The organism is Anaerococcus jeddahensis, assembly GCF_001182725.1.
GTDB lineage: Bacteria > Bacillota > Clostridia > Tissierellales > Peptoniphilaceae > Anaerococcus > Anaerococcus jeddahensis.
Genome location: NZ_CWHU01000005.1, coordinates 722,921 through 745,527 on the forward strand (window position 1 = coordinate 722,921; position 22,607 = coordinate 745,527).

The 22,607-nt window shown below is 27.2% G+C and carries 30 protein-coding genes; 1 reads left to right on the forward strand and 29 read right to left on the reverse strand.

Annotated elements, in window-relative coordinates:
- Nucleotides 1-154 precede the first annotated feature (154 nt).
- From BN2087_RS06490 to BN2087_RS06585, 20 genes are all read right to left on the reverse strand, one after another.
- On the reverse strand, nucleotides 155-1,384 hold the full coding sequence (locus tag BN2087_RS06490; RefSeq protein ID WP_049691015.1) for a peptidase U32 family protein: 1,230 nt from the start codon (nucleotides 1,382-1,384) through the stop codon (nucleotides 155-157).
- Nucleotides 1,374-2,009: an O-methyltransferase gene (locus BN2087_RS06495; RefSeq protein WP_049691016.1), complete on the reverse strand. Its 636-nt coding sequence runs from the start codon at nucleotides 2,007-2,009 to the stop codon at nucleotides 1,374-1,376. Before BN2087_RS06495 ends, BN2087_RS06490 begins: the two co-directional genes overlap by 11 nt.
- Nucleotides 1,999-3,675 carry a ribonuclease J gene (locus tag BN2087_RS06500; RefSeq protein ID WP_049691017.1) on the reverse strand — a complete coding sequence of 559 codons (1,677 nt, stop codon included), beginning with the start codon at nucleotides 3,673-3,675 and terminating at the stop codon, nucleotides 1,999-2,001. The genes BN2087_RS06495 and BN2087_RS06500 overlap by 11 nt, the downstream gene beginning before the upstream one ends.
- Nucleotides 3,659-4,117 (reverse strand): Fur family transcriptional regulator, encoded by a 459-nt coding sequence (locus BN2087_RS06505; RefSeq protein WP_049691018.1) that lies wholly within the window; start codon nucleotides 4,115-4,117, stop codon nucleotides 3,659-3,661. Before BN2087_RS06505 ends, BN2087_RS06500 begins: the two co-directional genes overlap by 17 nt.
- A gap of 1 nt (nucleotide 4,118) precedes the next feature.
- Complete coding sequence (locus BN2087_RS06510; RefSeq protein ID WP_049691019.1) at nucleotides 4,119-4,349, reverse strand: DUF1292 domain-containing protein; 231 nt, start codon at nucleotides 4,347-4,349, stop codon at nucleotides 4,119-4,121.
- The gene (ruvX, locus tag BN2087_RS06515) at nucleotides 4,342-4,761 is read right to left on the reverse strand and encodes a Holliday junction resolvase RuvX (protein ID WP_049691020.1); all 420 of its coding nucleotides are present in this window, start codon (nucleotides 4,759-4,761) and stop codon (nucleotides 4,342-4,344) included. The genes BN2087_RS06510 and ruvX overlap by 8 nt, the downstream gene beginning before the upstream one ends.
- Nucleotides 4,754-5,011, reverse strand: coding sequence for an IreB family regulatory phosphoprotein (locus tag BN2087_RS06520; RefSeq protein ID WP_049691021.1), 258 nt, complete (start codon nucleotides 5,009-5,011; stop codon nucleotides 4,754-4,756). Before BN2087_RS06520 ends, ruvX begins: the two co-directional genes overlap by 8 nt.
- A gap of 9 nt (nucleotides 5,012-5,020) precedes the next feature.
- Nucleotides 5,021-7,633 (reverse strand): alanine--tRNA ligase, encoded by a 2,613-nt coding sequence (gene alaS / locus BN2087_RS06525; protein ID WP_049691022.1) that lies wholly within the window; start codon nucleotides 7,631-7,633, stop codon nucleotides 5,021-5,023.
- A 13-nt stretch (nucleotides 7,634-7,646) separates the two neighbouring features.
- Entirely contained in the window at nucleotides 7,647-8,051 is a 405-nt protein-coding gene (locus tag BN2087_RS06530) for an RrF2 family transcriptional regulator (protein WP_049691023.1), read from the reverse strand.
- Nucleotides 8,052-8,060: 9 nt separating this feature from the next.
- Nucleotides 8,061-8,696 carry a ComEA family DNA-binding protein gene (locus BN2087_RS06535; protein WP_049691024.1) on the reverse strand — a complete coding sequence of 212 codons (636 nt, stop codon included), beginning with the start codon at nucleotides 8,694-8,696 and terminating at the stop codon, nucleotides 8,061-8,063.
- Between the two features lie 22 nt (nucleotides 8,697-8,718).
- Nucleotides 8,719-9,030 carry a ribosome silencing factor gene (gene rsfS, locus BN2087_RS06540; protein WP_049691025.1) on the reverse strand — a complete coding sequence of 104 codons (312 nt, stop codon included), beginning with the start codon at nucleotides 9,028-9,030 and terminating at the stop codon, nucleotides 8,719-8,721.
- Nucleotides 9,023-9,583, reverse strand: coding sequence for a bis(5'-nucleosyl)-tetraphosphatase (symmetrical) YqeK (gene yqeK / locus BN2087_RS06545; RefSeq protein WP_049691026.1), 561 nt, complete (start codon nucleotides 9,581-9,583; stop codon nucleotides 9,023-9,025). Before yqeK ends, rsfS begins: the two co-directional genes overlap by 8 nt.
- Entirely contained in the window at nucleotides 9,576-10,169 is a 594-nt protein-coding gene (gene nadD / locus BN2087_RS06550) for a nicotinate (nicotinamide) nucleotide adenylyltransferase (protein WP_049691027.1), read from the reverse strand. The genes yqeK and nadD overlap by 8 nt, the downstream gene beginning before the upstream one ends.
- Nucleotides 10,169-10,456 (reverse strand): ribosome assembly RNA-binding protein YhbY, encoded by a 288-nt coding sequence (gene yhbY, locus BN2087_RS06555; protein ID WP_049691028.1) that lies wholly within the window; start codon nucleotides 10,454-10,456, stop codon nucleotides 10,169-10,171. Before yhbY ends, nadD begins: the two co-directional genes overlap by 1 nt.
- Before the next feature lie 8 nt (nucleotides 10,457-10,464).
- Nucleotides 10,465-11,748: a GTPase ObgE gene (gene obgE / locus BN2087_RS06560; protein ID WP_049691029.1), complete on the reverse strand. Its 1,284-nt coding sequence runs from the start codon at nucleotides 11,746-11,748 to the stop codon at nucleotides 10,465-10,467.
- 53 nt (nucleotides 11,749-11,801) lie between these two features.
- On the reverse strand, nucleotides 11,802-12,095 hold the full coding sequence (gene rpmA / locus BN2087_RS06565) for a 50S ribosomal protein L27 (RefSeq protein WP_004816704.1): 294 nt from the start codon (nucleotides 12,093-12,095) through the stop codon (nucleotides 11,802-11,804).
- Between the two features lies 1 nt (nucleotide 12,096).
- Nucleotides 12,097-12,408 (reverse strand): ribosomal-processing cysteine protease Prp, encoded by a 312-nt coding sequence (locus BN2087_RS06570; RefSeq protein WP_049691030.1) that lies wholly within the window; start codon nucleotides 12,406-12,408, stop codon nucleotides 12,097-12,099.
- Nucleotides 12,408-12,719, reverse strand: a complete 312-nt coding sequence (gene rplU / locus BN2087_RS06575; RefSeq protein ID WP_049691031.1) for a 50S ribosomal protein L21 — start codon at nucleotides 12,717-12,719, stop codon at nucleotides 12,408-12,410. The genes BN2087_RS06570 and rplU overlap by 1 nt, the downstream gene beginning before the upstream one ends.
- Nucleotides 12,720-12,818: 99 nt before the next feature.
- Nucleotides 12,819-13,985 (reverse strand): tRNA uracil 4-sulfurtransferase ThiI, encoded by a 1,167-nt coding sequence (thiI, locus tag BN2087_RS06580; protein WP_049691032.1) that lies wholly within the window; start codon nucleotides 13,983-13,985, stop codon nucleotides 12,819-12,821.
- Nucleotides 13,985-15,103: a cysteine desulfurase family protein gene (locus tag BN2087_RS06585; protein WP_049691033.1), complete on the reverse strand. Its 1,119-nt coding sequence runs from the start codon at nucleotides 15,101-15,103 to the stop codon at nucleotides 13,985-13,987. Before BN2087_RS06585 ends, thiI begins: the two co-directional genes overlap by 1 nt.
- A 73-nt stretch (nucleotides 15,104-15,176) precedes the next feature.
- Between BN2087_RS06585 and BN2087_RS06590 the strand changes: the two genes are divergently transcribed.
- The gene (locus tag BN2087_RS06590) at nucleotides 15,177-16,094 is read left to right on the forward strand and encodes a ribonuclease H-like domain-containing protein (protein WP_049691034.1); all 918 of its coding nucleotides are present in this window, start codon (nucleotides 15,177-15,179) and stop codon (nucleotides 16,092-16,094) included.
- On the opposite strand, the gene BN2087_RS06595 is transcribed toward BN2087_RS06590, so the two are convergent.
- The 9 genes from BN2087_RS06595 to BN2087_RS06635 form a co-directional block, all read right to left on the reverse strand.
- Nucleotides 16,089-16,772: a uracil-DNA glycosylase gene (locus BN2087_RS06595; RefSeq protein ID WP_049691035.1), complete on the reverse strand. Its 684-nt coding sequence runs from the start codon at nucleotides 16,770-16,772 to the stop codon at nucleotides 16,089-16,091. The two genes, BN2087_RS06590 and BN2087_RS06595, sit on opposite strands and share 6 nt — an antisense overlap.
- Nucleotides 16,750-17,217: a signal peptidase II gene (gene lspA / locus BN2087_RS06600; RefSeq protein WP_049691036.1), complete on the reverse strand. Its 468-nt coding sequence runs from the start codon at nucleotides 17,215-17,217 to the stop codon at nucleotides 16,750-16,752. The genes BN2087_RS06595 and lspA overlap by 23 nt, the downstream gene beginning before the upstream one ends.
- Entirely contained in the window at nucleotides 17,214-17,981 is a 768-nt protein-coding gene (locus BN2087_RS06605; RefSeq protein ID WP_049691037.1) for a YlmH/Sll1252 family protein, read from the reverse strand. Before BN2087_RS06605 ends, lspA begins: the two co-directional genes overlap by 4 nt.
- 15 nt (nucleotides 17,982-17,996) lie before the next feature.
- Nucleotides 17,997-18,572 carry a cell division protein SepF gene (locus BN2087_RS06610; protein WP_049691038.1) on the reverse strand — a complete coding sequence of 192 codons (576 nt, stop codon included), beginning with the start codon at nucleotides 18,570-18,572 and terminating at the stop codon, nucleotides 17,997-17,999.
- Entirely contained in the window at nucleotides 18,562-19,236 is a 675-nt protein-coding gene (locus BN2087_RS06615) for a YggS family pyridoxal phosphate-dependent enzyme (RefSeq protein ID WP_049691039.1), read from the reverse strand. The genes BN2087_RS06610 and BN2087_RS06615 overlap by 11 nt, the downstream gene beginning before the upstream one ends.
- A gap of 11 nt (nucleotides 19,237-19,247) precedes the next feature.
- A complete protein-coding gene (locus BN2087_RS06620) occupies nucleotides 19,248-20,228 on the reverse strand; it encodes an NAD(P)H-dependent glycerol-3-phosphate dehydrogenase (protein WP_049691040.1) in 981 nt (326 codons plus the stop codon).
- A gap of 9 nt (nucleotides 20,229-20,237) precedes the next feature.
- The gene (gene plsY, locus BN2087_RS06625; RefSeq protein ID WP_049691041.1) at nucleotides 20,238-20,816 is read right to left on the reverse strand and encodes a glycerol-3-phosphate 1-O-acyltransferase PlsY; all 579 of its coding nucleotides are present in this window, start codon (nucleotides 20,814-20,816) and stop codon (nucleotides 20,238-20,240) included.
- Entirely contained in the window at nucleotides 20,813-22,129 is a 1,317-nt protein-coding gene (der, locus tag BN2087_RS06630) for a ribosome biogenesis GTPase Der (RefSeq protein WP_049691042.1), read from the reverse strand. The genes plsY and der overlap by 4 nt, the downstream gene beginning before the upstream one ends.
- Nucleotides 22,130-22,193: 64 nt before the next feature.
- A complete protein-coding gene (locus BN2087_RS06635) occupies nucleotides 22,194-22,607 on the reverse strand; it encodes a SoxR reducing system RseC family protein (RefSeq protein WP_049691043.1) in 414 nt (137 codons plus the stop codon).

Here is a 22,607-nt window from a genome sequence, read left to right on the forward strand (position 1 = left end):
AAATTATTTTTATCATTATACTGATTTTTATAAATAAGATAAAGTTAATGTCATATTTTGGAATAAAAAATCCTCCTGATTAGTTTTATTTATCATAATCAGAAGGTATATAAAAACATTTTATTTATAAATACTAAATATTTAATATTTAAAACTATTCTTCAATTTTACGTCTTACCATGTCACCTTTTTTAAGTTCATGGTCAATTTTTATATAAACTATTTGCTTTGCCTTGTTGGCAACTTCAATATCATTTCCTTTGGAATCTTTCATTCTATCAATTTTAAAATTAATAAAATCAGGTGTATTTCCAAAAATTTCAACCTCATCGCCTACAATAAATTTATTTCTTTCTTCAAGTTTTGCAATTTTATTTTCCTTATCATAGTCAAGAACAACAGCTATAAAATCGTAATTTCTGATGTAAGATGAATTTTCATAAATTTGAGAATTTGAATCTGCCTTATTGTAGAAAAATCCCTTTGTAAAATGCCTGTGGCTTGCTTTTTTTATTTCATCCATATATTTTTTTGAAACTTCTTTACTATAAGTTCCATTGTAATAAGCATCTATTGCTTGCCTATAGCTTCTAATTACTGTAGCAACATAAAATACAGTTTTCATCCTGCCTTCAATTTTAAATGAATCAATTCCAGCCTCAATTAACTTATCAATTTCATCAATTAGGCATAGGTCTTTGGAATTCATTATAAATGTTCCGTTTTCATCTTCACCTATTGGATAGTATTCCCCAGGTCTTTTTTCTTCTTGAAGGGCATATTTCCACCTACAAGCGTGGGCACAATCTCCCCTGTTCGCATCTCTTCCTGTCATATAATTACTTAGTAAGCATCTTCCTGAATATGAAATGCACATAGCTCCATGAATAAAACATTCTATTTCTAAATCTTTTGGAACATTTTTTCTAATTTCAATAATCTCGTCAAGAGATAATTCCCTTGCAAGTATAACTCTTTTTGCACCAAGTTTGTACCAAAAATTTATAGTATGAGAATTTGTTACAGATGCTTGAGTTGATATGTGTAGGTCTATATTAGAATTTTCTTTTGCTATATTAAAGATACCAGGGTCAGAAATTATAAGAGCATCAACTCCAATTTCTTCAAGATATTTTATATATTCAACAATTCCATCAAGATCATTATCATGAGGAACTATATTCATTGTGATGTGGCACCTTACGCCATGTTCATGAGCATAATCAACGGCTTTTTTTAGCTCATCCTTATCAAAGTTTTTAGAATTTTTTCTAAGGCCAAAATTATTTCCTGCCATATAAACAGCATTTGCTCCAAATTTTATAGCAGCTTCTAATTTTTCCATATCCCCAGCTGGTGCTAACAATTCTACTTTATCTTTCATCAATTCTCCTTGTACTTAAACTAATACCATCTCCTATAGGTATTATACTCGTAACATAATCGTCTAAATTTGTAATATAAGACAAAAATTTTCTTAAATTTTTGACCATAGTAATATGTCTTCTATTTACAATATCATCATTTGTGATTTCTCCTCTAAAAAGAATGTTATCACAAACAATTACGCCATTTTTATTTAATAATTCTAATGATTTATTAAAATAATATTCATACTGAGACTTATTTGCATCTATAAAAACAAAATCAAAGCCTTGATTAATATTACTCAAGGCTTTTTTTGCATCCATATTTATTAAATTTATTTCTTTATTATATTTTTTAAAATTAGCTTTAGCTATATAAGCCATCTTGCTACTTTTTTCTATAGTTGTTATTTTTGCATTAGAATATTTTGAAAAAAGTAAGGAAGAATAACCAATAGCTGTTCCAATTTCTAAAATTTTTGTTGGTTTTATTATAGAAATTATAGTTTTTAAAAATTCTTTACTTTCTTTTTTCATTATAGGAATATTATTTTCAATTCCATAATTTCTTATTTCAATAAAATCTTCATCAATATAAATATCATTCAAATAATCAACAATATGATTATAATTAATATTCATTGCTCTCTACTTCTGTTAATACCGGTAAGATCATAGGATCTCTACCTGTTTGATTGTATATATAAGATTTTAAAGCTTCTCTTATTTGATATTTTATTTGACTAATAGCATGGATATCATTTTTTTGACATTTCTTCATAGTTCTCAAAACAATATCTTTTGAATTTTCAATTAAATCTTGATTTTCTTTCACATAGATAAATCCTCTAGAAACAATCTCAGGATTTGATAAAACTTTTTGACTATGTTTTTCTATTGTTAAACTTACAACTAATAGACCATCTTCAGATAAGTGCTTTCTATCTTTAAGAACAATATTTCCAACATCACCTATTCCTGAACCATCTACAAGCACATTACCTGCTTGAACTTTTCCATTTATTCTAGCTGATTTTTTAGTAAATTCAAATACATCACCATTTTGTCCAACTAAAATATTTTCTTTGTTCATTCCCATATCCATCGCTATCTCTTTGTGTTTTTTTAGTTGACGAGGCTCACCATGGGCTGGAATAAAGTATTTTGGTGTGGTTAATTGGTGCATTAATTTAATTTCTTCTTGGCAAGCGTGACCTGAAGCATGAACTTTTGCCAATGAATTATAAATAATATTACAACCAATTTTAGTTAGGTTATTAATTGTATTATTAATAGACATTTCGTTTCCAGGTATAGCTGAAGATGATAAAATTACAGTATCTGATGAATTTAAATGAACTTGTTTATGTTCATTATTTGCCATTCTTGTTAGAGCAGACAAAGGTTCACCTTGAGTTCCTGTTGATAAGATTACAATTTGATCATCAGAATAATCTTTAATATTTTTAATATCAATTAAGGTATTGCTTCTTATTTTTAAATATCCAAGATTACTTGCAATTTTTACGTTATTTATCATGGATCTACCAGATAAAACAACTTTTTTATTATATTTTTCAGCTGCATATATAACTTGTTGTACCCTATGAAGATTTGATGCAAAAGTTGCAACAACAATTCTACCAGGAGCTTGTCCAAATAAATTTATGAATGTCTCTCCAACTTTCATCTCACTCATTGAGCTTCCTTCAATTTCCACATTTGTAGAATCAGAGAACAAACATAATAATCCCTTTTTGCCAAGTGAAGCAAGTTTTTGTATATCTGTAGGTTCACCGTCAATTGGTGTGAAATCCATTTTAAAATCACCAGTAAACAGTATTGTTCCTATTGGAGATTTTACAGCTATGGCGCATGAATCTGGAATAGAATGGCTAACTCTTATAAATTCTGCACTCAAATTTCCAACTTTTACAGTATTATTAACATTAACCATCTTAAGTCTATTTGGATTTAAACCATGCTCTTTGAATTTGTTTTCTAATAATCCTTTAGTTAGTTTTGAACAATAAACATTTGTATCTATTGTTTTTAAGAGATAAGCTATAGCTCCAATATGGTCCTCATGACCATGGGTTATAAAAATACCCTTAAATTTCTCTTTATTTTCTTCAATATAGGTAAAATCTGGTATTACAATGTCAACACCCAACATATCTTCATCTGGAAATGTTAGACCACAGTCTATCATAATCATTTCGTTTTTGTATTCAACAACTGTACAGTTTTTACCTATTTCGCCAAGTCCTCCCAATGGAATAACTTTTAGTTTATTTTGCATTTTCATTTTTACTCCTTAAATCATTATCACATTCGGAGCAAACACCATATATTCTTAAAGAATAATAGTCTAATTCAAAATTATATTTTTCTTTTAAACTTTCTGCTAATTTATCATTATCTAATATTTTTTCTTCGACAATTTTGCCACAATTTGTACAAATTAAATGGTCGTGGTGGGCATCTTTTTGACTAATAAGCTCATAAGTGTTAACAGAATCCGTAAATTCTTGCTTGTTAACAATTCCTAAGTCTTCAAAAATGTTTAGAGTTCTATAAACTGTTGCTATACCAACTTGTTTATTTTCTTGATGAACAATAGAAAATAACTCTTCTGGTGTCAAATGTTTTGAATTAGAATTTTTTAGAGCATTGAATATTATTTGTCTTTGCTTAGTAAATTTGTGACCATTTTTTTCGAATATTTTTTTTAACTGTTCAATGTTCATATTAATCTTCTTTCATATTTTCGTATATTCTTATTAACTCGTCCAATTCTTTATCATTATCTATAGTTTTAAAACTAATAGCATCATCATTTTTAATAATTTCATAAATAAGTAAAAAATCTTCGTCTATTGGCTCTAAAACAGCATAATCTTTATCGTCTACTCCGAATGTATCTATTATATTAAATTCAACTTCTTTATTATTTTCATCTGTTAAAATTATCTTATCCATTATTTCTCCCATCTAGGTAGGTTTGTAAAATAAAAGAGGCGGCAATCTTATCTATATATTTTTTCCTATTTTTTTTATCAACTTTCATATCATTTAAGACTTGATCCGATTGCATAGTTGTCATTCTCTCATCTTGATATTTAATTTCAGTATCAGTGGCTTTTTTCAATAAATCGACAAAAGAAATCACCTTCATGGCTTGAGGACCTAAGGTGTTATTCATATTTTTTGGAAGTCCAATAACTATTAAATTTACTTCTTTTTCATCAATTATTTCTGTAAGCTTTTTAATATCTAAACTTGTTTTTTTTCTATTAATTGTAACATAGGCTTGGGCGGTGATAAAAAATGGATCGCTTAAAGCCACACCAATTGTTTTATCACCCAAGTCTATTCCCATAATTCTACTCATTTATATAATATTTTAATATTTCTTCAAGGATAGTATCTCTATCAACTTGTCTTATAAGTTTTCTTGCATTTTTGTGAGCTGTTATATAAGTAGGATCTCCACTTACTAAATATCCTATAATTTGGTTTGTAGGCTTGTATCCTTTTTCTTCTAAAGCTTCATAAACTTTAGTAAGAGTTTCTCTTATATCAACTTTTTTTTCCTCTTGAGGATTAAAACGCATAGTTTCGTTTAAGTTTTTGTCTGACATAATTTCTCCTTATATTAAATCATAAACTTTTTCTAAAGCTTCATCTAGCTTAGAAATGTCTTTTCCTCCTGCTTGAGCAAAATTTTTCTTTCCGCCACCGTTTCCGCCTGTTATTTTACTTACTTCTTTTACTATATCACCAGCACTATATTTATCAGTTAATGAATCAGAAACAGAAGCTGTAAATATAATTTTATTATTTTTTACAGTTGCAAATACAATGATTAAATTTTTATATTTATCTTTAATTCTTTCTTCAAAATTTCTTAATGTATCAAGATCTTCATTTTCAAATTTATGAACTAGTAGTTTTATGCCATTAGCATCTTTTACTTCATTTTCAATATCTTTGTAAATATCTTTTTCATTAAATTCTTTTAATTTTTGAATATCAGATTTTAAATTCTTAATTTCATCATTTAATAATTCAGCTTTTGATAAAATATTGTTTGGGTTAGTTTTTAAAGTTTTTGAAATTACATTGATTAATCTAAGATTTTTGTTTAAATATTCGTAAACTTTTCTTCCTGTTATTGCTTCAATTCTTCTTATTCCAGAAGCAGCTGAAGATTCTTGAATTATTTTAAACATTAAAACTTCAGATGTATTGTTGACATGGCAACCACCACATAATTCTTTTGAGTAATCACCTACCAAAACAACTCTAACCATATCTTTGTACTTATCTTCAAATAAACCAATAGCACCAAGTTTTTCAGATTCTTTATAGGACATTACTTTTTTACTTACAGGTAATTGTTGTCTAATTTTTTCATTGATTTCATCTTCAACATTTTTTATCTGATCATCTGTTAAAGAATTTGGATAAGTAAAATCAAATCTTAATCTATTTTCATCAACTAAAGATCCTGCTTGTTTAACATCACTATTTAATACATTTCTAAGAGCTTGGTCTAAAAGATGAGTTGCAGTATGGTTTCTAGTTATGTCTAATCTTCTTTCCTTGTCTACTTTAAATAAAGCACAACTTTTAGATATTTCGCCTTGGATAACTTCTACATAATGAATAATTACATCTTTTTTCTTTTGAACATTATAAACTTTTGCTTTAGCTGAATCTGTAATTACATATCCAGTATCAGCAACTTGTCCACCGCCTTCAGCGTAAAAAGAAGTCTTATCACTAATAATTATACCCTTATGACCTTCTTTTATAAAGTTTACTTTCTCTTTATTATCAAATAGACCAATTATTTTTGCATTTACTTCTAAATTATCATAGCCAAGAAATTCTGTTTTATTAAATTCATCAACATTTATTGATTCAAGTGACCAGCCAGCATCAGATTTTCTAGCATTTCTTGCTAAATTTCTTTGATTTTCCATGTGCTCATCAAAAGCTTCCGTGTCAACTTTTAAATTATTTTCTGTAAGAATTTCTTTAGTAAGATCAAGTGGGAATCCATAAGTGTCATATAATTTAAAAGCATCTTCTCCATTTAAAGTATCTTTTTTATTATCTTTTAAATCTTTTATATATTCATTTAAAATATCCAATCCACTATCAATTGTTTTTTGGAAATTTTCTTCTTCTTTTTCTATGACACTAATGATTTTATCTTTATTTTTTACTAATTCGTCATATTCAACCTTATAAGAATCTATAACATATTCAATAACTGATGATAAAAATTCTCCTTTTATTCCTAAAAGTTTACCATGTCTATAAGCTCTTCTTATTAGTCTTCTAAGAACATAGCCTCTTTTTTCATTTGAAGGCCTAATTCCATCTGACACCATAAAAGTCATAGCCTTGGCATGATCTGCAATTACTCTTATAGAAATATCATCTTTTTTATCTTCTTTATATTTTTTATTTGCTAATTCTTCAATTTCTTTAATAATATTTTGATTTACGTCAATTTCAAAAATATTATCTTTATTTTGAAGGACCATTGCCATTCTCTCAAGTCCCATTCCAGTATCTATATTAGGATGAGCAAGAGGAGTGTATTCTTTGTTAATATTTTTATTAAATTGAGTGAAAACTAGGTTCCAAACTTCCATAAATCTATCAGAATCATCATTTCCAGGTCTATTATCATTTTCATCAACAGCTTTTTCAATTCCCCTATCAACAAAAATTTCTGAATCTGGACCGCAAGGACCAACTTCAAGTTCCCAGAAGTTATCTTCTTTTCCAAATCTTAAAATCCTATCTTTTGAAAGACCTATTTCCTCATTCCAGATTTTAAATGCTTCATCATCATTTTCGTAAACTGAAACCCATAAAAGTTCTTTATCAATTTCAAGATTCTCAGTTAAAAATTCATACGCCCAATGAATGGCTTCTCTTTTAAAATAATCTCCAAAAGAAAAGTTTCCAAGCATTTCAAAATAGGTTCCATGTCTTTCTGTAATACCAACTCTTTCAATATCACCAGTTCTTATACATCTTTGAGAAGATGTGGCTCTATTATTTTTCATTTTCTTTTCACCAGTAAAATATTTTTTAAGAGGTGCCATTCCAGCGTTTATTAATAGTAAAGAATCATCATCTTCAGGCACTAATGAAAATGATTTTAATACTGTATGATTTTTTTTAGATCCAAAAAAGTCTAAATATTCTTTTCTAAGTTCGTTCATTCCAAGTTTTCTCATAAATTTCTCCTATTTATAGTTTTTCATTAACCATATCTTTAATAGTTATTGAATTGACTGCTTTATTGATTGCATCATCTATTTTTGCAAAAACATAGTAAGCTTCGCAGTCTTCATTATTGCAATTGTTTCTATCAGCAACACACTCACTTGAAGTCATTTCACCTTCAAGAATTCTTAATACATCTCCAACTGTAATTTCACTAGATTTTCTAGAAAGTTTATATCCTCCCTTGGCTCCTCTTGCTGATATTACCAAATTATTTCTTTTGAGTATTCTAATTAATTGTTCTAAGTAATTTTCTGGCAACTTTAAGGCATTTGAAATATCAGAAACTGAAATATATCCATTATCTTCATTTTCTGCTAAATAATGTATAGCTCTTAGACCATACCTACCCCTTGTTGATAATTTCATATTAACTCCTCAATTTACTACAATCATATCTTTCATAGCATCAAAATATTTATCCCCAATTCCAGATACATTTTTTATATCTTCAATTTTATTAAATTTATTTTTTTGTCTATATTCAACAATAGCATCCGCTCTTTTTTCACCTATATTAGGTAGGGTCATAAGCTCACTTTTGTCAGCTGTATTTATGTCTACTTTTTTATTATCATTTTGATTGATTGGACTTATTAATTGACTTGTCATATTATTTTCATTATTATCCTTGTCATTTACATTGGGAATAATAATTCTCATTTGATCTTCAAGCTTCAATGCTAAATTAATTTTATTTAAATCAGCATTTTCTGTAAGACCACCTGCATCATTTACCAAGTCTTCTAACCTATAATCATCATTTATTTCATAAACTCCTGGTTTATTTATCTCTCCACTTATATGTATTTTTTTAATAGTGGCTTTTTCATTTTTTTCTTTATTATCATTATTATTTATAAGTTTTGTTTGTTTTTTATCATCAAGTGATGAACTTATATTTTCAAATACAAGATCATCACTTTTTTGACTACTTACAAAATTATGAGATAAAACAATAACAATTCCAATTATCAAAGCTATAATAAGCTTATCTTTTTTATCAGTTTCCATAAATACCTCAATTAACGATAATTTATGACTCCCATAAATCTTCTATATTATAAAATTCCCTTTGATTAGATGAAAATATATGAACTATTACATCACCACAGTCCATCAATATCCATTTTCCTTCTCTTAGGCCTTCTACAGATAAAACATCAAATCCTTCTTTTTTTAGATTTTCTTCGATATATTCTATTAAAGCCTTATTTTGATTTATTGAATTTCCAGTAGCAAGGACAAAATAATCTGCTACTGATGATTTATTCTCAAGATCAATAACTTTAATATCATAGGCTTGTTTATCTTCTAAAGTTTTTACTATAACATCTAATTTACCCATTTTTCTTCCTTAATAAATAATTTCTAGCCTTAATTGTTAAAGGAAAAATAATTATTTTTCGATCAACTAAAGACTTTATGGTCGCATCTAAACTAAATAAAACCGCTGCATCCAAATCTTTAAAAGCAAGTTTTCTTAACTTATCTACACCTTCATAATCTCTTTTTTCTTCGCAAGCATCCGCTAGAAAAATTATTTTTTCAAAATTTGTCATATTCTCTCTACCAGTTGTGTGATATTTAATTGCATTTAAAATTTCAATATCATCTACACCATATTCATATTTAGCAACAATTGGTCCTAAAAATGAATGTAAGATTAATTTATTATCAATGACTTCATCTGAAAATTCGCAATATTTTTTATATTTTTTTAAATAATATTTTTCATTATACTTTGCACAATCATGAAGTAATGCAGCGGTTTTAATTTTTTCTGTATCTATGTTTGTATTTAATTTTAAAGCCATGTCTTTAACTCTTAGAACATGGTTAAATCTTTTCTCACCAATATCTTTTTTTAACTTATCCTCATATTTTGAAAAATCAAACATATAAATTCTCCTCTTCAATGATTTTTATTACATTATCATCTACAAGATATCTTATACTTTTATTATTTTTCACCAAATTTCTTATTAGTGTTGATGAAATATCTAATGATAAATTATCGATCAGATATATATTTTTATTATACTTTTTTATCTTATTAATTTTAGATAAGAGTGAAGAATTTTTACCACTTTCTCTTTTAAAAATAATTAAATTTTCATCAAGAATTTCTTGGTAGTTTTTCCATTTTTCTAAATCCATAAATGAGTCCTCGCCCAAAATAAAGAAAAACTCGTCATTAGGATAAGTAATTTTAAAATGATTTATGGTTTTATAAGTATAATGAATTTTATTATCTTTAAAATCATAATCATTTATACATAATTTAGTGTTGTTTTTGATAGATTTTTCTATCATTTTTAACCTTAAATTTATATTAGTTTTTTTATTTTCCAACTTATGGGGTGGATTTGAATTTGGAAGAATATAAATCTTATCCAAATTCATAAAGTTAATTACATTTTCCATAATGATCATATGACCAATATGGATTGGATCGAATGTACCACCAAATAAACCTATTCTCATTATAAATCTATCTTTTTATTTTTTTTGCTTTCTCTGTATATGGTAAAAATATTACCCAAATGAGAAACAAATTCACAATTTAGTTTTTCAATAACCTCATCAACAATTTCATCATTGTCGTCCAAGTTATTATTTAATATTTTTATTTTAATCAATTCTCTTTTTTCTAAAGCTTCATCAATTGCTTCAATAACTTCATCAGTTAGTGAATTTTTTCCTATATTTATAATAGGTTTTAAATCATGAGCTAAAGATTTTAAATAAGATCTTTGTTTTCCTGATATCATATTTTCTCCTATTCATAATAGTCAAAGACTATATCTCCGATAGCTACAGAATCTCCTTCTTGGATTCCCATTTCAATAAATTTGTCGAAAACTCCCATTTCTCTAAGATTTCTTTCAAAATACATTCTGCTATCGTAATCATCTAAGTTTACTTTTTCTAAAAGCTTGTCAATTCTATAGCCACTGCAAACATAAATTCCATCTTCTATTTCAAAGTTTAGTTCATCACTTGCAAGAGACTTATCATAAAACTCATCAAGATAAGCTTCATCAACTTCTTCATCAAGATTGTATTTTTCATCTTCAAAATCATATAAAACTTTTGAAACTTCATCAATCAATTCTTTTATTCCACTTGTTGTTGCTGCTGAAATTCTAAATATTTTATATTTATCTGCGTATTTTTCTTCAAATTTTTTGTAATTTTCATTATAATCTAGGTCAGACTTATTGAGAGCGACAATTTGATATTTATTATATAGATTCTCATCAAATAATTTTAATTCATTATTTATAAGTTCGAAATCTTCTATAGGATCTCTTCCTTCAAATCCTGAAATATCTACCAAATGAACAAGAATTTTACATCTTTGAACATGTTTTAAAAAATCATGTCCTAGACCTAAGCCTTCATTTGCTCCTTCAATTAGGCCTGGTATATCTGCAACTATAAATGATCTTTCCTTATCAATTTTTACTACACCTAAATTTGGATCAAGGGTTGTAAAATGATAATTTGCAATTTTTGGTTTTGCTTTTGAAATCACGGATATTAATGTGGATTTTCCAACATTAGGTAGACCTACTAGACCTACATCAGCCAAAATTTTAAGTTCTAAACTTATTTCTATTTTTTGACCTTCTTTTCCTTTTTGAGCAAATCTTGGTGCTTGTCTTGTGGATGATTTGTAATGAACATTACCTTTTCCACCCTTTCCACCTTTTGCTATTAGAAATTCTTCACCGTTTTTTTTCAAATCTTTTATAATTTTTCCACTTGTACTTTCTCTAATAACAGTTCCAACTGGCACAAATAAAATTAAGTCTTCGCCTTTTTTGCCAAATCTTTTTTTACCCATTCCGTCTTCGCCGTTTTCGGCTTTATATTTAGTTTTATATCTATATTCTTCAAGAGTTGATAGGGAATTTGTTGCTTTTATATAAATACTTGCACCATCTCCGCCATCACCACCGGCAGGTCCACCTGTAGGTTCATATTTCTCTCTACGAAAAGCTACTGCACCATCTCCACCTTTTCCGGCTTGAAGTTCAATTTTTGCATAATCTATCATTGTAAATTTCCTTTTTACAAAAAAAGCTTGCCCGTGGGCAAGCTGGTTCTCTATTAAGCAATGTCTTGCTTTGGATATACAGAAACTTGTTTTCTATTTTTTCCTTTTCTTTCGAATTTAACAACACCGTTGCATGATGCAAAAAGTGTATCATCTCCACCCCTTTTTACGTTTTCACCTGGGTGAATTTTTGTTCCTCTTTGTCTAACGATAATGGTACCAGCATTTACTGTTTGTCCATCAGCTCTTTTAACGCCAAGTCTTTTAGCGTTAGAGTCTCTACCGTTTTTTGAAGAAGATACTCCTTTTTTACTAGAAAATCTTTGTAAGTTTATGTTTAAAAACATCCTAAACCTCCCTATAATTTAAATTAACATATTCATTATAATTTGTGAGTAAAGTTTTTATACCTATTTCAAAATTATTTAGAATAATTTCTGATTTTTCATTAGGATTTTTTAGTGAAATTTTCATTTCATTATTATCATCAAAAAAATCAAATTCTATTTCATAATAATCTAAGGTATTTACTGCCGTATATGATAAAATTGATACTGCAGCACAAACTATATCATATCCATGCTGATCAAAATTTGCATGTCCTTTTATTACAAATCCTAATCTTTCTTCGTTTTTTATAAATAAAGTAACATCAATCATTAACAAGAAATATTGTTAATTTCAACTAAAGTATATGGTTGTCTGTGACCTTTTTTAGTTTTTGAAGCTTTTTTAGGTCTATATTTAAACACAACTATTTTTTTATCTTTAGCTTGATCTTTTACAGTAGCTTCAACTTTTGCATTTTCAACTGTTGGAGTTCCAACTTTTAAATCACTATCGTTTTTAACTAATAGTACTTCATCAAAGCTTACACTATCTCCTATTTCTGCATTAAGTTTTTCTACTCTAACAAGATCGCCTTCTGATACTTTATATTGTTTTCCACCTGTCTTAATTATAGCGTACATAGTACACCTCCTATTTAGATTCTCGCCAGTCAAGGTGATCAGTACCCATACTGAGCGGTTTACCATAATATATTACCAATAAATACAAGATTTGTCAACTTATATATCAAATATTTCCATATTTTCTATAGCATTATTTTCAAGCTCTTCTATATTTAATTTGCTTTCACTTTCTTTTATATATTTTAGTTTTGGTTTTGTAATTGGATTTGATGGAGCAAAAATTGAACAGCAGTCATCAAATGGTTCTATGCTTTTTTCATATGAACCAATAAATAAAGCCCTATCTATTATTTCTGTTTTATCAAGTGCTACTAAAGGTTTAAATATTGGAAGATTTGTCGCATCTTCAATTACTGCCATAGACTCAACAGTTTGACTTGCAACTTGTCCCAAGCTTTCTCCTGTAATTAAAGCATTGTAATTATTCTTAGCTGAAATTTTTTCACCGATTCTCATCATAAATCTTCTAGATAAAATTGTAGTTTGATTTCTTCTACAATTTCTATTTATAGACTTATAAATTTCTGCCATATTGACAGAATAAATTCTCATTTTTCCAGTATATTGGGATAGGATTTTTCCTAGATCCAAAGCTTTTTGTAAGGCTCTTTTTGAAGTGAATGGATAAGAATGAAAATGTAGGCAATCTATTTTCATGCCTCTTTTTGCCATCATAAAACCTGCAACAGGAGAATCTATTCCTCCTGAAAGTAATAAAAGGCCATTTCCACTTGAGCCTATTGGTAGTCCACCTATTCCTTCGTGCCTATTAGCATAAACATATGCATATTTTTTTATATCGATAAAAACCTTAAAATCAGGATTGTGTACATCTACTTTTAAATTATTATCCTTTGCGTAATTTTTTAAAATAAATCCCCCCATCATTTGTGAAAATTCTGGAGATTTTATTTCAAAGGACTTGTCAACTCTGTTAGTTATAACTTTAAAAGTTTTGTTTTTTATATCCATATTATCTAAAATTTCTTTTAGAGCATTTTCTATGGATTCTTTATTTTTATCGCATCTTTTAATTTCTGAAATATAAATTATGCCAAAAACTTTTTTTATTTCTTTTATTAGATTATCAAAGTTATTTTTATCGGCTTTTATATATAATTTTGAACTTTCAAGATACATATCCTCATAGCCAATATTATCTATATTTCTTTTAATATTATCTATTGCTGCTTTGAAAAATTTATTTCTATTTTTTCCTTTCAAAAATAATTCTCCAAAACTTACTGATAGTAAATCTTCCATTAAAACACCTTTCTTATTTCTTCTACGTATTGGTTTAATTTCTCTACTACAAAATCCAAATCTTTTTTACTAATTTCATGTGAAAATGAAAATCTTATAGATCCATCCATATATTTTTCATCCAAATTTAAGGCAGATAAAATTCTACTATTATTTCCTTTTGAACAAGCTGATCCGCTTGCTACAAAAATATCATCTGACTCTAGCATATGAAGTAGAACCTCAGATTTTATGTTTTTAAAGGCAATATTTAAAATATAAGGACTAGACTTTTCATTTGCAGAGTTTACATGAATATCTGAAATTGTATTTTCAATTTTTTCTCTTAAATAAGTATTTAAGTCTTTTATATAGGAAAAATCTTCTTTTTTATTTGATAATTCTAGGGCTTTGGCAAAGCTATAAATTGCAGGGGCATTTGTAGTTCCAGATGAGAAAATTTCTTGTCTTCCTCCAAATAATACGGGCTTTATTTTACTTTTAAATGAATTTTTTATATATAAGCCACCTATTCCTTTTGGTCCATGGATTTTGTGAGATGAAAAACTCATGGCATCAACACCCAATTTTTTTACATCACAAGAAATTTTACCTAAAGCTTGAGTTGCATCTATGTGAAATAAAATTTCTTTATTTTTTCTTTTAATAATATCTGAAATTTTTCTTATATCTTGGATACTTCCAGTCTCATTTTGGACATAAATAATTGAAACAAGCTTGGTTTCATTATCGATTAAGTTTTCTAAAGAATCTAGATCTATGAAGCCTTGATCATCATTTGAAATTAGCTTAACTTCTTTAAAAGATGAATTATCAAAAGCATCAATTACAGATGAATGTTCCAATTTTGTGGTAATAGCAGTATTTTTTTCACTTGCAAGAGAATTTATTATTATATTATTTGATTCAGTTGCACCCTTTGTAAAATAAATTTCATTTTCATTGGAATTTATATAAGTTGCAATTATTTTTCTTGCTTCTTTTACTTTGTTTTCAACATCCATACCAAAGCTATGTAGGGCTGATGGATTTGCAAAATAGTTTTTTTCAAAATCTTTTTCTATATCTATAACTTCATCATACATTCTAGTAGTAGCTGCATTGTCTAAGTATATCATTTAATCACATCCTTTAACTTATTTATTATATTATTACAAAGAAAATAAAGCAAATATAAGGTATAGTAAAAATATGTTATGTGTTAGATACCCTTTTTATGGAAAAAATTTAAAAAAAGATGAATGTATTTTGGATATTGAAACTACAGGACTGGACCCAAAAAGAGATAAGCTTGTAGTTTTAGGACTAATATATTTTGATTATAAAAAAAATAAATTTTATATAGACCAATATTTTTCAAAAAATGACGAAGAAGAAATTAAATTACTTCAAATTTATAAAGAAAAAATTAATGATAAAAAATTAATTACCTATAATGGAGAAATCTTTGATCTTCCATTTTTAAATATTAGACTTATTGAAAATAAACTAGAGCCAGTTTGGCCAGAAAATGTAGACATATATAAATTTATTAAATCTAAAAGAAAATTAATAGAATTTGAATCAATGAAGCTTAGTGATATCGAAAAAATTGTTGGAATCGAAAGAAATGATCCGTCAAGATACAAGGTTATAAGTAAGCTAAATGATAAGATTGAAATCAGAAATAATCCCTGGCCAATCTTAATTCATAATAAAAATGATTTGATTGCAACAGAGGCTATTTCAAATCTTGATGAGATAATAAATGATAAACTTTCATTTAAAATAAAAAATTATAAAATTCACCTAGACAGTGCTTACATCGATAAAGATATTGGTTATTTCGAATTTTTGTCAGATAAAAGTTTAGAAAGTTCATTATTTCAAGGAGAAAATTATTCATTTTTAATAAGAGAAACTCTTATTAAACTTAAAATAATGGTTTTATATGGAAAATTATCAAAAAATTCTTCAGGATTTGTTACTGTCAATAATTTTAAGCTTAAAAATAAGGGTAAATATGATATAAATAAAAATCTTATTTCTATAATGGAAGATGGGATATATTCGTGTGAAAATATTTTAAATATTATGAAATTTTTAATAGAAAAAAACCTAGATCTATAAGTCTAGGTTTTCTATTTGCCAATCAATTGGGCTCATTTTATTTTTTATTAAAAAGTCATTAGTTTTTGAAAATGGTTTTGAACCAAAAAATCCTCTGTGAGCTGCAAATGGTGATGGGTGGGCACTTTTTATTATTAAATGTCTTTTATTTGTAATCAAACTTTCTTTTGATTGGGCAAATTTCCCCCAAAGAAGAAAAACAATAGGTTTTTCTCTCTCATTTAAAAGTTTAATAATATTGTCAGTTAAAAAAGACCAGCCAATATCCTTGTGAGAATTTGCTTGATGGGATCTAACTGTTAAAGTTGAATTTAATAATAAAACTCCTTGATCTGCCCATTTTATTAAATTTCCATTGTTTGGAATATATAAGCCTAAGTCATCGTGCAATTCCTTATAAATATTTAATAAGGACGGAGGAGTTTTTACCCCCTTTTGAACAGAAAAAGAAAAACCATGAGCTTGACCTTGACCGTGATAAGGATCTTGTCCCAAAATAACAACTTTTACATCTTTATAAGGGACTTTTTTTAAGGCATTAAAAATATCATACATGCTTGGATAAATTGTATGATTTTTATATTCATGGATTAGATTTTTTCTTAAATTTAAATAATAATCTTTTTTCCATTCCTCTTTTAAAATCTCATCCCAATCATTTCCTATTTGAACTGTCATTTTTTTCTCCATCCATTTTCCCAAATCCTATAAAAATAATCAATAGGATTGATCCAGTTGTAACTAATATATCAGCTATATTAAAAACTGGAAAATTAAAAAATGAAAATTCTATAAAGTCTACGACAAATCCATGAAATAATCTGTCATAGAAATTTCCCAATGCACCCGAAACTATTAGCGATAAGGCTATATTTAATAGTTTTGGGTTGCTTTTTAAATTTCTAATGAAATAATACAACAAATATAAAACTACTGCTAGGGTTAGGATTATAAAAAATATCCTTTTATTTTGTAAAATCCCAAAAGCAGCTCCCCTATTTTCTACATAAATTAAATTAATAAAGTTAGTAAAAATGGGGTTTTCTATAAAATGAGAAATTGCATAGGCTTTACTAAGTCTATCTAGTATTATTCCAACTATTATTAAAATCGTGTAAATCATTTATACTTCCTATATTCTATGTCATAATTATCTTTTTTGCTTTTTCCTATAACTTTGTCAAATATAAATCTTCCTTCTTTTCTTATTGATATGAGAGAATTTTCTTCAATAATTTTTGATGGATTATCTATTATTTGAAAATTCACCTTAACTAAACGTCTTTTGATTAAAGTTTTAGCCTTGGATCTTGAAAGATTTACAAATTCGCTAACTATATTGTCAAGTCTTAAAGAAGAAATAAAGCCTCTTTTTTCAATATATTCTATTTTATTTTTAGATAAAATATTATCTTTTTTAAAATCAAGACTTACTCTTTCATTTTTAATTTTGGTCAAATTAAATTTTACAAAATCCTTGTCTTTATTTAATATTACAAATTCACAAAGCCCATCTCCAATATAAATATCCCCTATATCATTTCTTTCAAGCCCCAAATTTAAAAGAGCTCCAAGAACGTCAGGATGAGTAATATTATTTTGTTGAAATTCTAAAACACTAATATAGTCTTTAGATTCAATTTCTTTTGAATATGGATTTGCTACGAATATATTTCTTTCGCATTCTTTATTGCATGACAAAAAAACTATCTCTATATTATTAATTTTTGCTATATCATTTAATACAGAAAGCTCATAAGGATTTAGAAAAAAACTTGAAACTTCCTTTTTTGTATAAAATGATTTTTCTAATAAAGAGATAGCTTTTTTTATATTTGCCTTTACAGACTTATCTTCAACAAAATCTATATTATATTCTAATTTCATAAAAGATTTTTAAATTTACAATTGGTTGTAATTTCCATTTGAAATTTTATCTTCTACATAATTATCGATATTTACTCCCTTAGGACAAATTACAAAAATACCCTTTGATACTTTTTCAACTGTTCCTTCTAGAGCATAAACAGCACCAGATACGAAGTCTAAGATTTGTCTTTTCTTGTCAACTTCTAACATTTCAAGATTTAATACTACAACTTTTTTATCTAAAATATCATCAACAATTTTTGGACCATCTTCATCATAGCTTAAAGGTTCTTGAATAGAAATTCTAAAAGAACTTGCTGAGCTTTGACCAAAACTTCTATTATTTGAATTCATACTTACTATATTGTCTCCTCCCCTAATTTTTCTACTTTTGTTATTAGAAGAATAATCGTTTGAAAATGATGAGTAAGTATTTGATCTTTCATCTTCCTTACTTACTGAGCTATTAAAATCATAGGTAGAACTAGGACTATAAGTTTTTTCTGTATTATCGCTAGTTTTTGCTATTTCTTTTTGATCATCAATTTCTTCATCATATTCATCGTAATCATCGTCAATTCCTATAAATTCTTTAAATTTATCTAACATTTTTGTACATCCTTTTACCAAATATTTTTGACCCAACTCTAATTATATTTGCTCCCTCTTCAAGGGCAATTTTATAATCATGTGTCATTCCCATTGAAAGATATTTCATTTCAATATTATTATAACTTAAATTGGATAAATTATCGAATATTTTTTTAAGCTCTTTAAAGCAGTTTCTAATAAGATTATCATCTTCTGTATTAGGTGCCATTGTCATAAGGCCTTTTATTTTTATATTTTCCAATTTGCTAGCTTCTTTTATTAAATTATCGATTTCATCAACATAAAAACCTGATTTGCTTTCTTCTTTTGATACATTAATTTGAATCAAGCAATCTTGAACAATTGACAAAGATTTTGCTCGGTTATTTATTTTTTTTAAAATTTTTAATGAATCAACCGAATGAATTAAAGAAACTTCTCCAACAATTTTATTTACCTTGTTTGTTTGTAAGTGTCCAATTAAATGCCAATTTATATCATCAGGCATCTTTTCTTTTTTTTCTATTAATTCTTGTACTTTATTTTCACCAAAATCTCTTAGGCCATAGTCATAAACTTCCATAATTTTATCTATGCCATGAGTTTTAGTTACAGCCAAAAGCATTGCATCATAATTTTCTAAATCTTTTTTTAAATCATCAATATTTTCTTTTATAGTCATAGCACATCCAATCAATATTCACTTTTTTTGTCCCTATTCATCAAAACTTCTACTGAATCATTGGGATTTTTGTCTTCAAAAATAACCTTATATATTTCATTTGTAATAGGTAGTTCAATATTTTCTTTTTTTGATAATTTATAAAGAGCCTCTGTGGTTGGAATTCCTTCTACAACAGTTTTCACTTCCTTACAAGCCTCTTCCAAAGAATAACCCTTACCAAACAATATCCCACACCTATTATTTCTAGAATGCATACTTGTTGCTGTAACAATTAAATCTCCTATTCCACAAAGACCACTTATAGTATTCCTATCAGCCCCTTCACTTATGGCAAATTTATTCATTTCATAAATTCCCCTAGTCATTATTGCAGCCTTGGTATTATCTCCAAAACCTAGACCTGTTACCATGCCTATTCCAAAAGCTAGAACATTTTTAACAGCTCCCCCAATTTCAGCTCCAATAACATCTGTTGAAGTATAGACTCTTAAATAATCTTTTGTAAATAGATCTTGAATTATTATAGCTGTTTTTTCATCCTTACAAGCACAAACTAATGCAGTTGGCATTTTTCTAATGACTTCTTCAGCATGGCTTGGTCCAGTTAAAATAGCATAAGTACAATTTGGATTAAGTTCATAAACTATCTCAGAAACTCTTTTTAAAGTTGAAATTTCTATACCCTTTGAAAGGTTTATTAAAATTTTTCCATCAAGTCCATCTTTAATTTTACTCAAAACTTCTCTAATATTTTGAGTTGGTATAGCATTAATAATAATTTTATTTTCTAACAACTTATTTATATCGTTTGTAGCTTTAATATTTTCCCTTAATTTAATATCCTCGAAATACTTTTTATTAATGTGTAAATTATTTATATTATTTACATCATCAATATTTCTAGCATACATTAAAACTTCATTTTCATTTGACAGAAAATCTGCAATAGCACTTGCCCAACTTCCTGCTCCTATTATTGAAATTTTCATATTACTCCTCTAAAACATCTTCTTTTCTTGGTGGTTTATAATCCTAACTATATTTGCCCTGTGCTCAAATATAATAGTAAGGGCAACTAGACTGATTATTATAGTGAAAGGAGTGAAACCTTGAAAATAATAAGAAATAAATGGAGCTAATATACTTGCAGTCAAGGATGCTTTTGAAACTGTTCTTGTTAGTAAAAATATAATTAAAAAAACTATAAGTAAGCACAAAAATATTCTTATATCATATGCAAATAAAGCTCCAGCTGAAGTTGCAACTCCTTTTCCACCTTTAAATTTTAAAAATATTGAAAATATATGACCCAATACTACAAACACTAGGGCAGTTAATCCAAATCTTTGACCTAATAAAAATGTAGAAAAATATACTGCAACAAGACCCTTTGCCATGTCTAAAAATAAGCAAAAACAACCTGCTAAAGCTCCGAAATTTCTAAAAACATTAGTAGTTCCTGGATTTCCGCTTCCCATACTTCTTATATCTTTTTTAAAAAAAGTTTTTGCTATTATATAGGAAAAAGGAATTGAGCCGAGTAGATATGAAAAAATTGCAACTAAAACAAATTTCATTTTTCTTTCCTTTCTCTAATTTCAAAAGTAAAAGGTACGCCTTGAAGGCTATAATTTTGTCTAATTTGGTTTTCTAAATATCTTTGATAAGAAAAGTGCATCAATTCTTTATCATTTACGTGAAGTAAAAACTTAGGTGGGGCTGTTTGAACTTGGGATATATAATATATTTTAAGTCTTTTACCCTTATCTTGAGGAGGCGCTGTCATCATTATCGCATCTTGCAAGATTGTATTTAATACACCTGTTTTTATTCTTGTATGATAGTTACTATTTACTATTTCAATTAAATTTAAAAGATCTGTAATCCTTTGGCCTTTTAAAACAGAAATAAAAATTATTGGAGCATATAGGGCAAAAGATAATTTATTTCTAATTTCTTTTTCCATATTTCTCATAGTATTTGTTTCTTTTTCAACCTTATCCCACTTATTTACGGCAATTATTATTGCTTTTTTCTTATTGTGAGCATAACCTGCAATTTTTGTATCTTGTTCTGTAACTCCTACAGTTGCATCTATCAAAAATAAGCAAATTTCGGAGCTGTCTACAGCATCAAAAGTTCTTTGATTAGCATAATATTCAATATTATCACTAACTTTATTTTTTCTTCTAAGACCTGCTGTATCAATTAATACATAATTATTTCCATTGTATTTCCAGTAAGAATCTATAGCATCTCTTGTAGTACCAGCAATATCTGTTACAATCATTCTTTCTTCGTTTAATAAATGATTTACCAAAGATGATTTTCCTGCATTTGGTTTTCCAATAATTGCGATTCTTGTAGCATCTAAATCTGTATCAAATTTTGAAAAATCTATTGAGTCAACAATCTTATCCAATAAATCTCCAAGATTTTTTGAACCTTCTGCAGAAATTGAAATTAAATCGTCAAAACCAAATTGATAAAAATCATAAATATGATCTGGAATTATTGATCCATCAATTTTATTTGCAACTATTATAACTTTTTTATTATATTTTCTAATTTCATTAGCTATTTCATAATCATGAGGATTAATTCCTTCTCTTCCATCAACTACAAATAAAATCAAATCACTTTCTAATAAGGCTTTTTCAACTTGTGATTTGATTTCTACATTCATTAAATCTTTGTTTGATATATCAAGACCACCTGTATCAGCTAGTATAAATTCATGATTCAACCATTCAACCTTGTCATAAACCCTATCTCTAGTAACTCCATTTATATCTTCAGTTATTGCTTTTCTTTTTCCTACTAGTCGATTGAACAAGGTAGATTTTCCTACATTTGTCCTTCCTACTAATGTAACTATTGGTGCGTTCATTTTTTTCTCCATTTAATTTAAGATAAATAAATAGATAAAGTTAGCAAGGCTAACCTTATCTATATTAAGCTTTTCTTATTGTAATTATATCTTTATTTTCATATCCCTTATCCATTATTCTTAATATAAATATAGATAGGGCCAAAAATATAAATATAAATAAAACAGTAAGCAAGTTATTATCTAGAAACATATCTTTAAAAACAGTATTTGCCAAAATAGCTCCTGTAATCATCATAAAAACTGGAAATAAATAAGTGAAGTATGAAAGTTTATTAACAGTTTTTATATCAGAATCTAGATATACAAAATCTCCAGGATTAAGATTCTCATTGGTAAATGTAGTGTAATATGATGGTTTAATTTCACAACCACCACATGATGAACAAGAACCACATCCTGATTCTTTTTGTATCATTACTTTTACATTTCCATTTAAATTTTCTATAACTATTCCTTTTTTGCTAATAGTTTGCAT

What these genes read in the sequence shown, in the direction of transcription:
- BN2087_RS06490 (WP_049691015.1), bottom strand. Translation starts at nt 1,384, where the DNA reads ATGAAAGATAAAGTAGAATTGTTAGCACCAGCTGGGGATATGGAAAAA.
- BN2087_RS06495 (WP_049691016.1), bottom strand. Translation starts at nt 2,009, where the DNA reads ATGAATATTAATTATAATCATATTGTTGATTATTTGAATGATATTTAT.
- BN2087_RS06500 (WP_049691017.1), bottom strand. Translation starts at nt 3,675, where the DNA reads ATGAAAATGCAAAATAAACTAAAAGTTATTCCATTGGGAGGACTTGGC.
- BN2087_RS06505 (WP_049691018.1), bottom strand. Translation starts at nt 4,117, where the DNA reads ATGAACATTGAACAGTTAAAAAAAATATTCGAAAAAAATGGTCACAAA.
- BN2087_RS06510 (WP_049691019.1), bottom strand. Translation starts at nt 4,349, where the DNA reads ATGGATAAGATAATTTTAACAGATGAAAATAATAAAGAAGTTGAATTT.
- ruvX (WP_049691020.1), bottom strand. Translation starts at nt 4,761, where the DNA reads ATGAGTAGAATTATGGGAATAGACTTGGGTGATAAAACAATTGGTGTG.
- BN2087_RS06520 (WP_049691021.1), bottom strand. Translation starts at nt 5,011, where the DNA reads ATGTCAGACAAAAACTTAAACGAAACTATGCGTTTTAATCCTCAAGAG.
- alaS (WP_049691022.1), bottom strand. Translation starts at nt 7,633, where the DNA reads ATGAGAAAACTTGGAATGAACGAACTTAGAAAAGAATATTTAGACTTT.
- BN2087_RS06530 (WP_049691023.1), bottom strand. Translation starts at nt 8,051, where the DNA reads ATGAAATTATCAACAAGGGGTAGGTATGGTCTAAGAGCTATACATTAT.
- BN2087_RS06535 (WP_049691024.1), bottom strand. Translation starts at nt 8,696, where the DNA reads ATGGAAACTGATAAAAAAGATAAGCTTATTATAGCTTTGATAATTGGA.
- rsfS (WP_049691025.1), bottom strand. Translation starts at nt 9,030, where the DNA reads ATGGGTAAATTAGATGTTATAGTAAAAACTTTAGAAGATAAACAAGCC.
- yqeK (WP_049691026.1), bottom strand. Translation starts at nt 9,583, where the DNA reads ATGTTTGATTTTTCAAAATATGAGGATAAGTTAAAAAAAGATATTGGT.
- nadD (WP_049691027.1), bottom strand. Translation starts at nt 10,169, where the DNA reads ATGAGAATAGGTTTATTTGGTGGTACATTCGATCCAATCCATATTGGT.
- yhbY (WP_049691028.1), bottom strand. Translation starts at nt 10,456, where the DNA reads ATGATATCAGGAAAACAAAGATCTTATTTAAAATCTTTAGCTCATGAT.
- obgE (WP_049691029.1), bottom strand. Translation starts at nt 11,748, where the DNA reads ATGATAGATTATGCAAAAATTGAACTTCAAGCCGGAAAAGGTGGAGAT.
- rpmA (WP_004816704.1), bottom strand. Translation starts at nt 12,095, where the DNA reads ATGTTTTTAAACATAAACTTACAAAGATTTTCTAGTAAAAAAGGAGTA.
- BN2087_RS06570 (WP_049691030.1), bottom strand. Translation starts at nt 12,408, where the DNA reads ATGATTGATGTTACTTTATTTATAAAAAACGAAGAAAGATTAGGATTT.
- rplU (WP_049691031.1), bottom strand. Translation starts at nt 12,719, where the DNA reads ATGTACGCTATAATTAAGACAGGTGGAAAACAATATAAAGTATCAGAA.
- thiI (WP_049691032.1), bottom strand. Translation starts at nt 13,985, where the DNA reads ATGGAAGATTTACTATCAGTAAGTTTTGGAGAATTATTTTTGAAAGGA.
- BN2087_RS06585 (WP_049691033.1), bottom strand. Translation starts at nt 15,103, where the DNA reads ATGATATACTTAGACAATGCAGCTACTACTAGAATGTATGATGAAGTT.
- BN2087_RS06590 (WP_049691034.1), top strand. Translation starts at nt 15,177, where the DNA reads ATGTTATGTGTTAGATACCCTTTTTATGGAAAAAATTTAAAAAAAGAT.
- BN2087_RS06595 (WP_049691035.1), bottom strand. Translation starts at nt 16,772, where the DNA reads ATGACAGTTCAAATAGGAAATGATTGGGATGAGATTTTAAAAGAGGAA.
- lspA (WP_049691036.1), bottom strand. Translation starts at nt 17,217, where the DNA reads ATGATTTACACGATTTTAATAATAGTTGGAATAATACTAGATAGACTT.
- BN2087_RS06605 (WP_049691037.1), bottom strand. Translation starts at nt 17,981, where the DNA reads ATGAAATTAGAATATAATATAGATTTTGTTGAAGATAAGTCTGTAAAG.
- BN2087_RS06610 (WP_049691038.1), bottom strand. Translation starts at nt 18,572, where the DNA reads ATGTTAGATAAATTTAAAGAATTTATAGGAATTGACGATGATTACGAT.
- BN2087_RS06615 (WP_049691039.1), bottom strand. Translation starts at nt 19,236, where the DNA reads ATGACTATAAAAGAAAATATTGATGATTTAAAAAAAGATTTAGAAAAT.
- BN2087_RS06620 (WP_049691040.1), bottom strand. Translation starts at nt 20,228, where the DNA reads ATGAAAATTTCAATAATAGGAGCAGGAAGTTGGGCAAGTGCTATTGCA.
- plsY (WP_049691041.1), bottom strand. Translation starts at nt 20,816, where the DNA reads ATGAAATTTGTTTTAGTTGCAATTTTTTCATATCTACTCGGCTCAATT.
- der (WP_049691042.1), bottom strand. Translation starts at nt 22,129, where the DNA reads ATGAACGCACCAATAGTTACATTAGTAGGAAGGACAAATGTAGGAAAA.
- BN2087_RS06635 (WP_049691043.1), bottom strand. Translation starts at nt 22,607, where the DNA reads ATGCAAACTATTAGCAAAAAAGGAATAGTTATAGAAAATTTAAATGGA.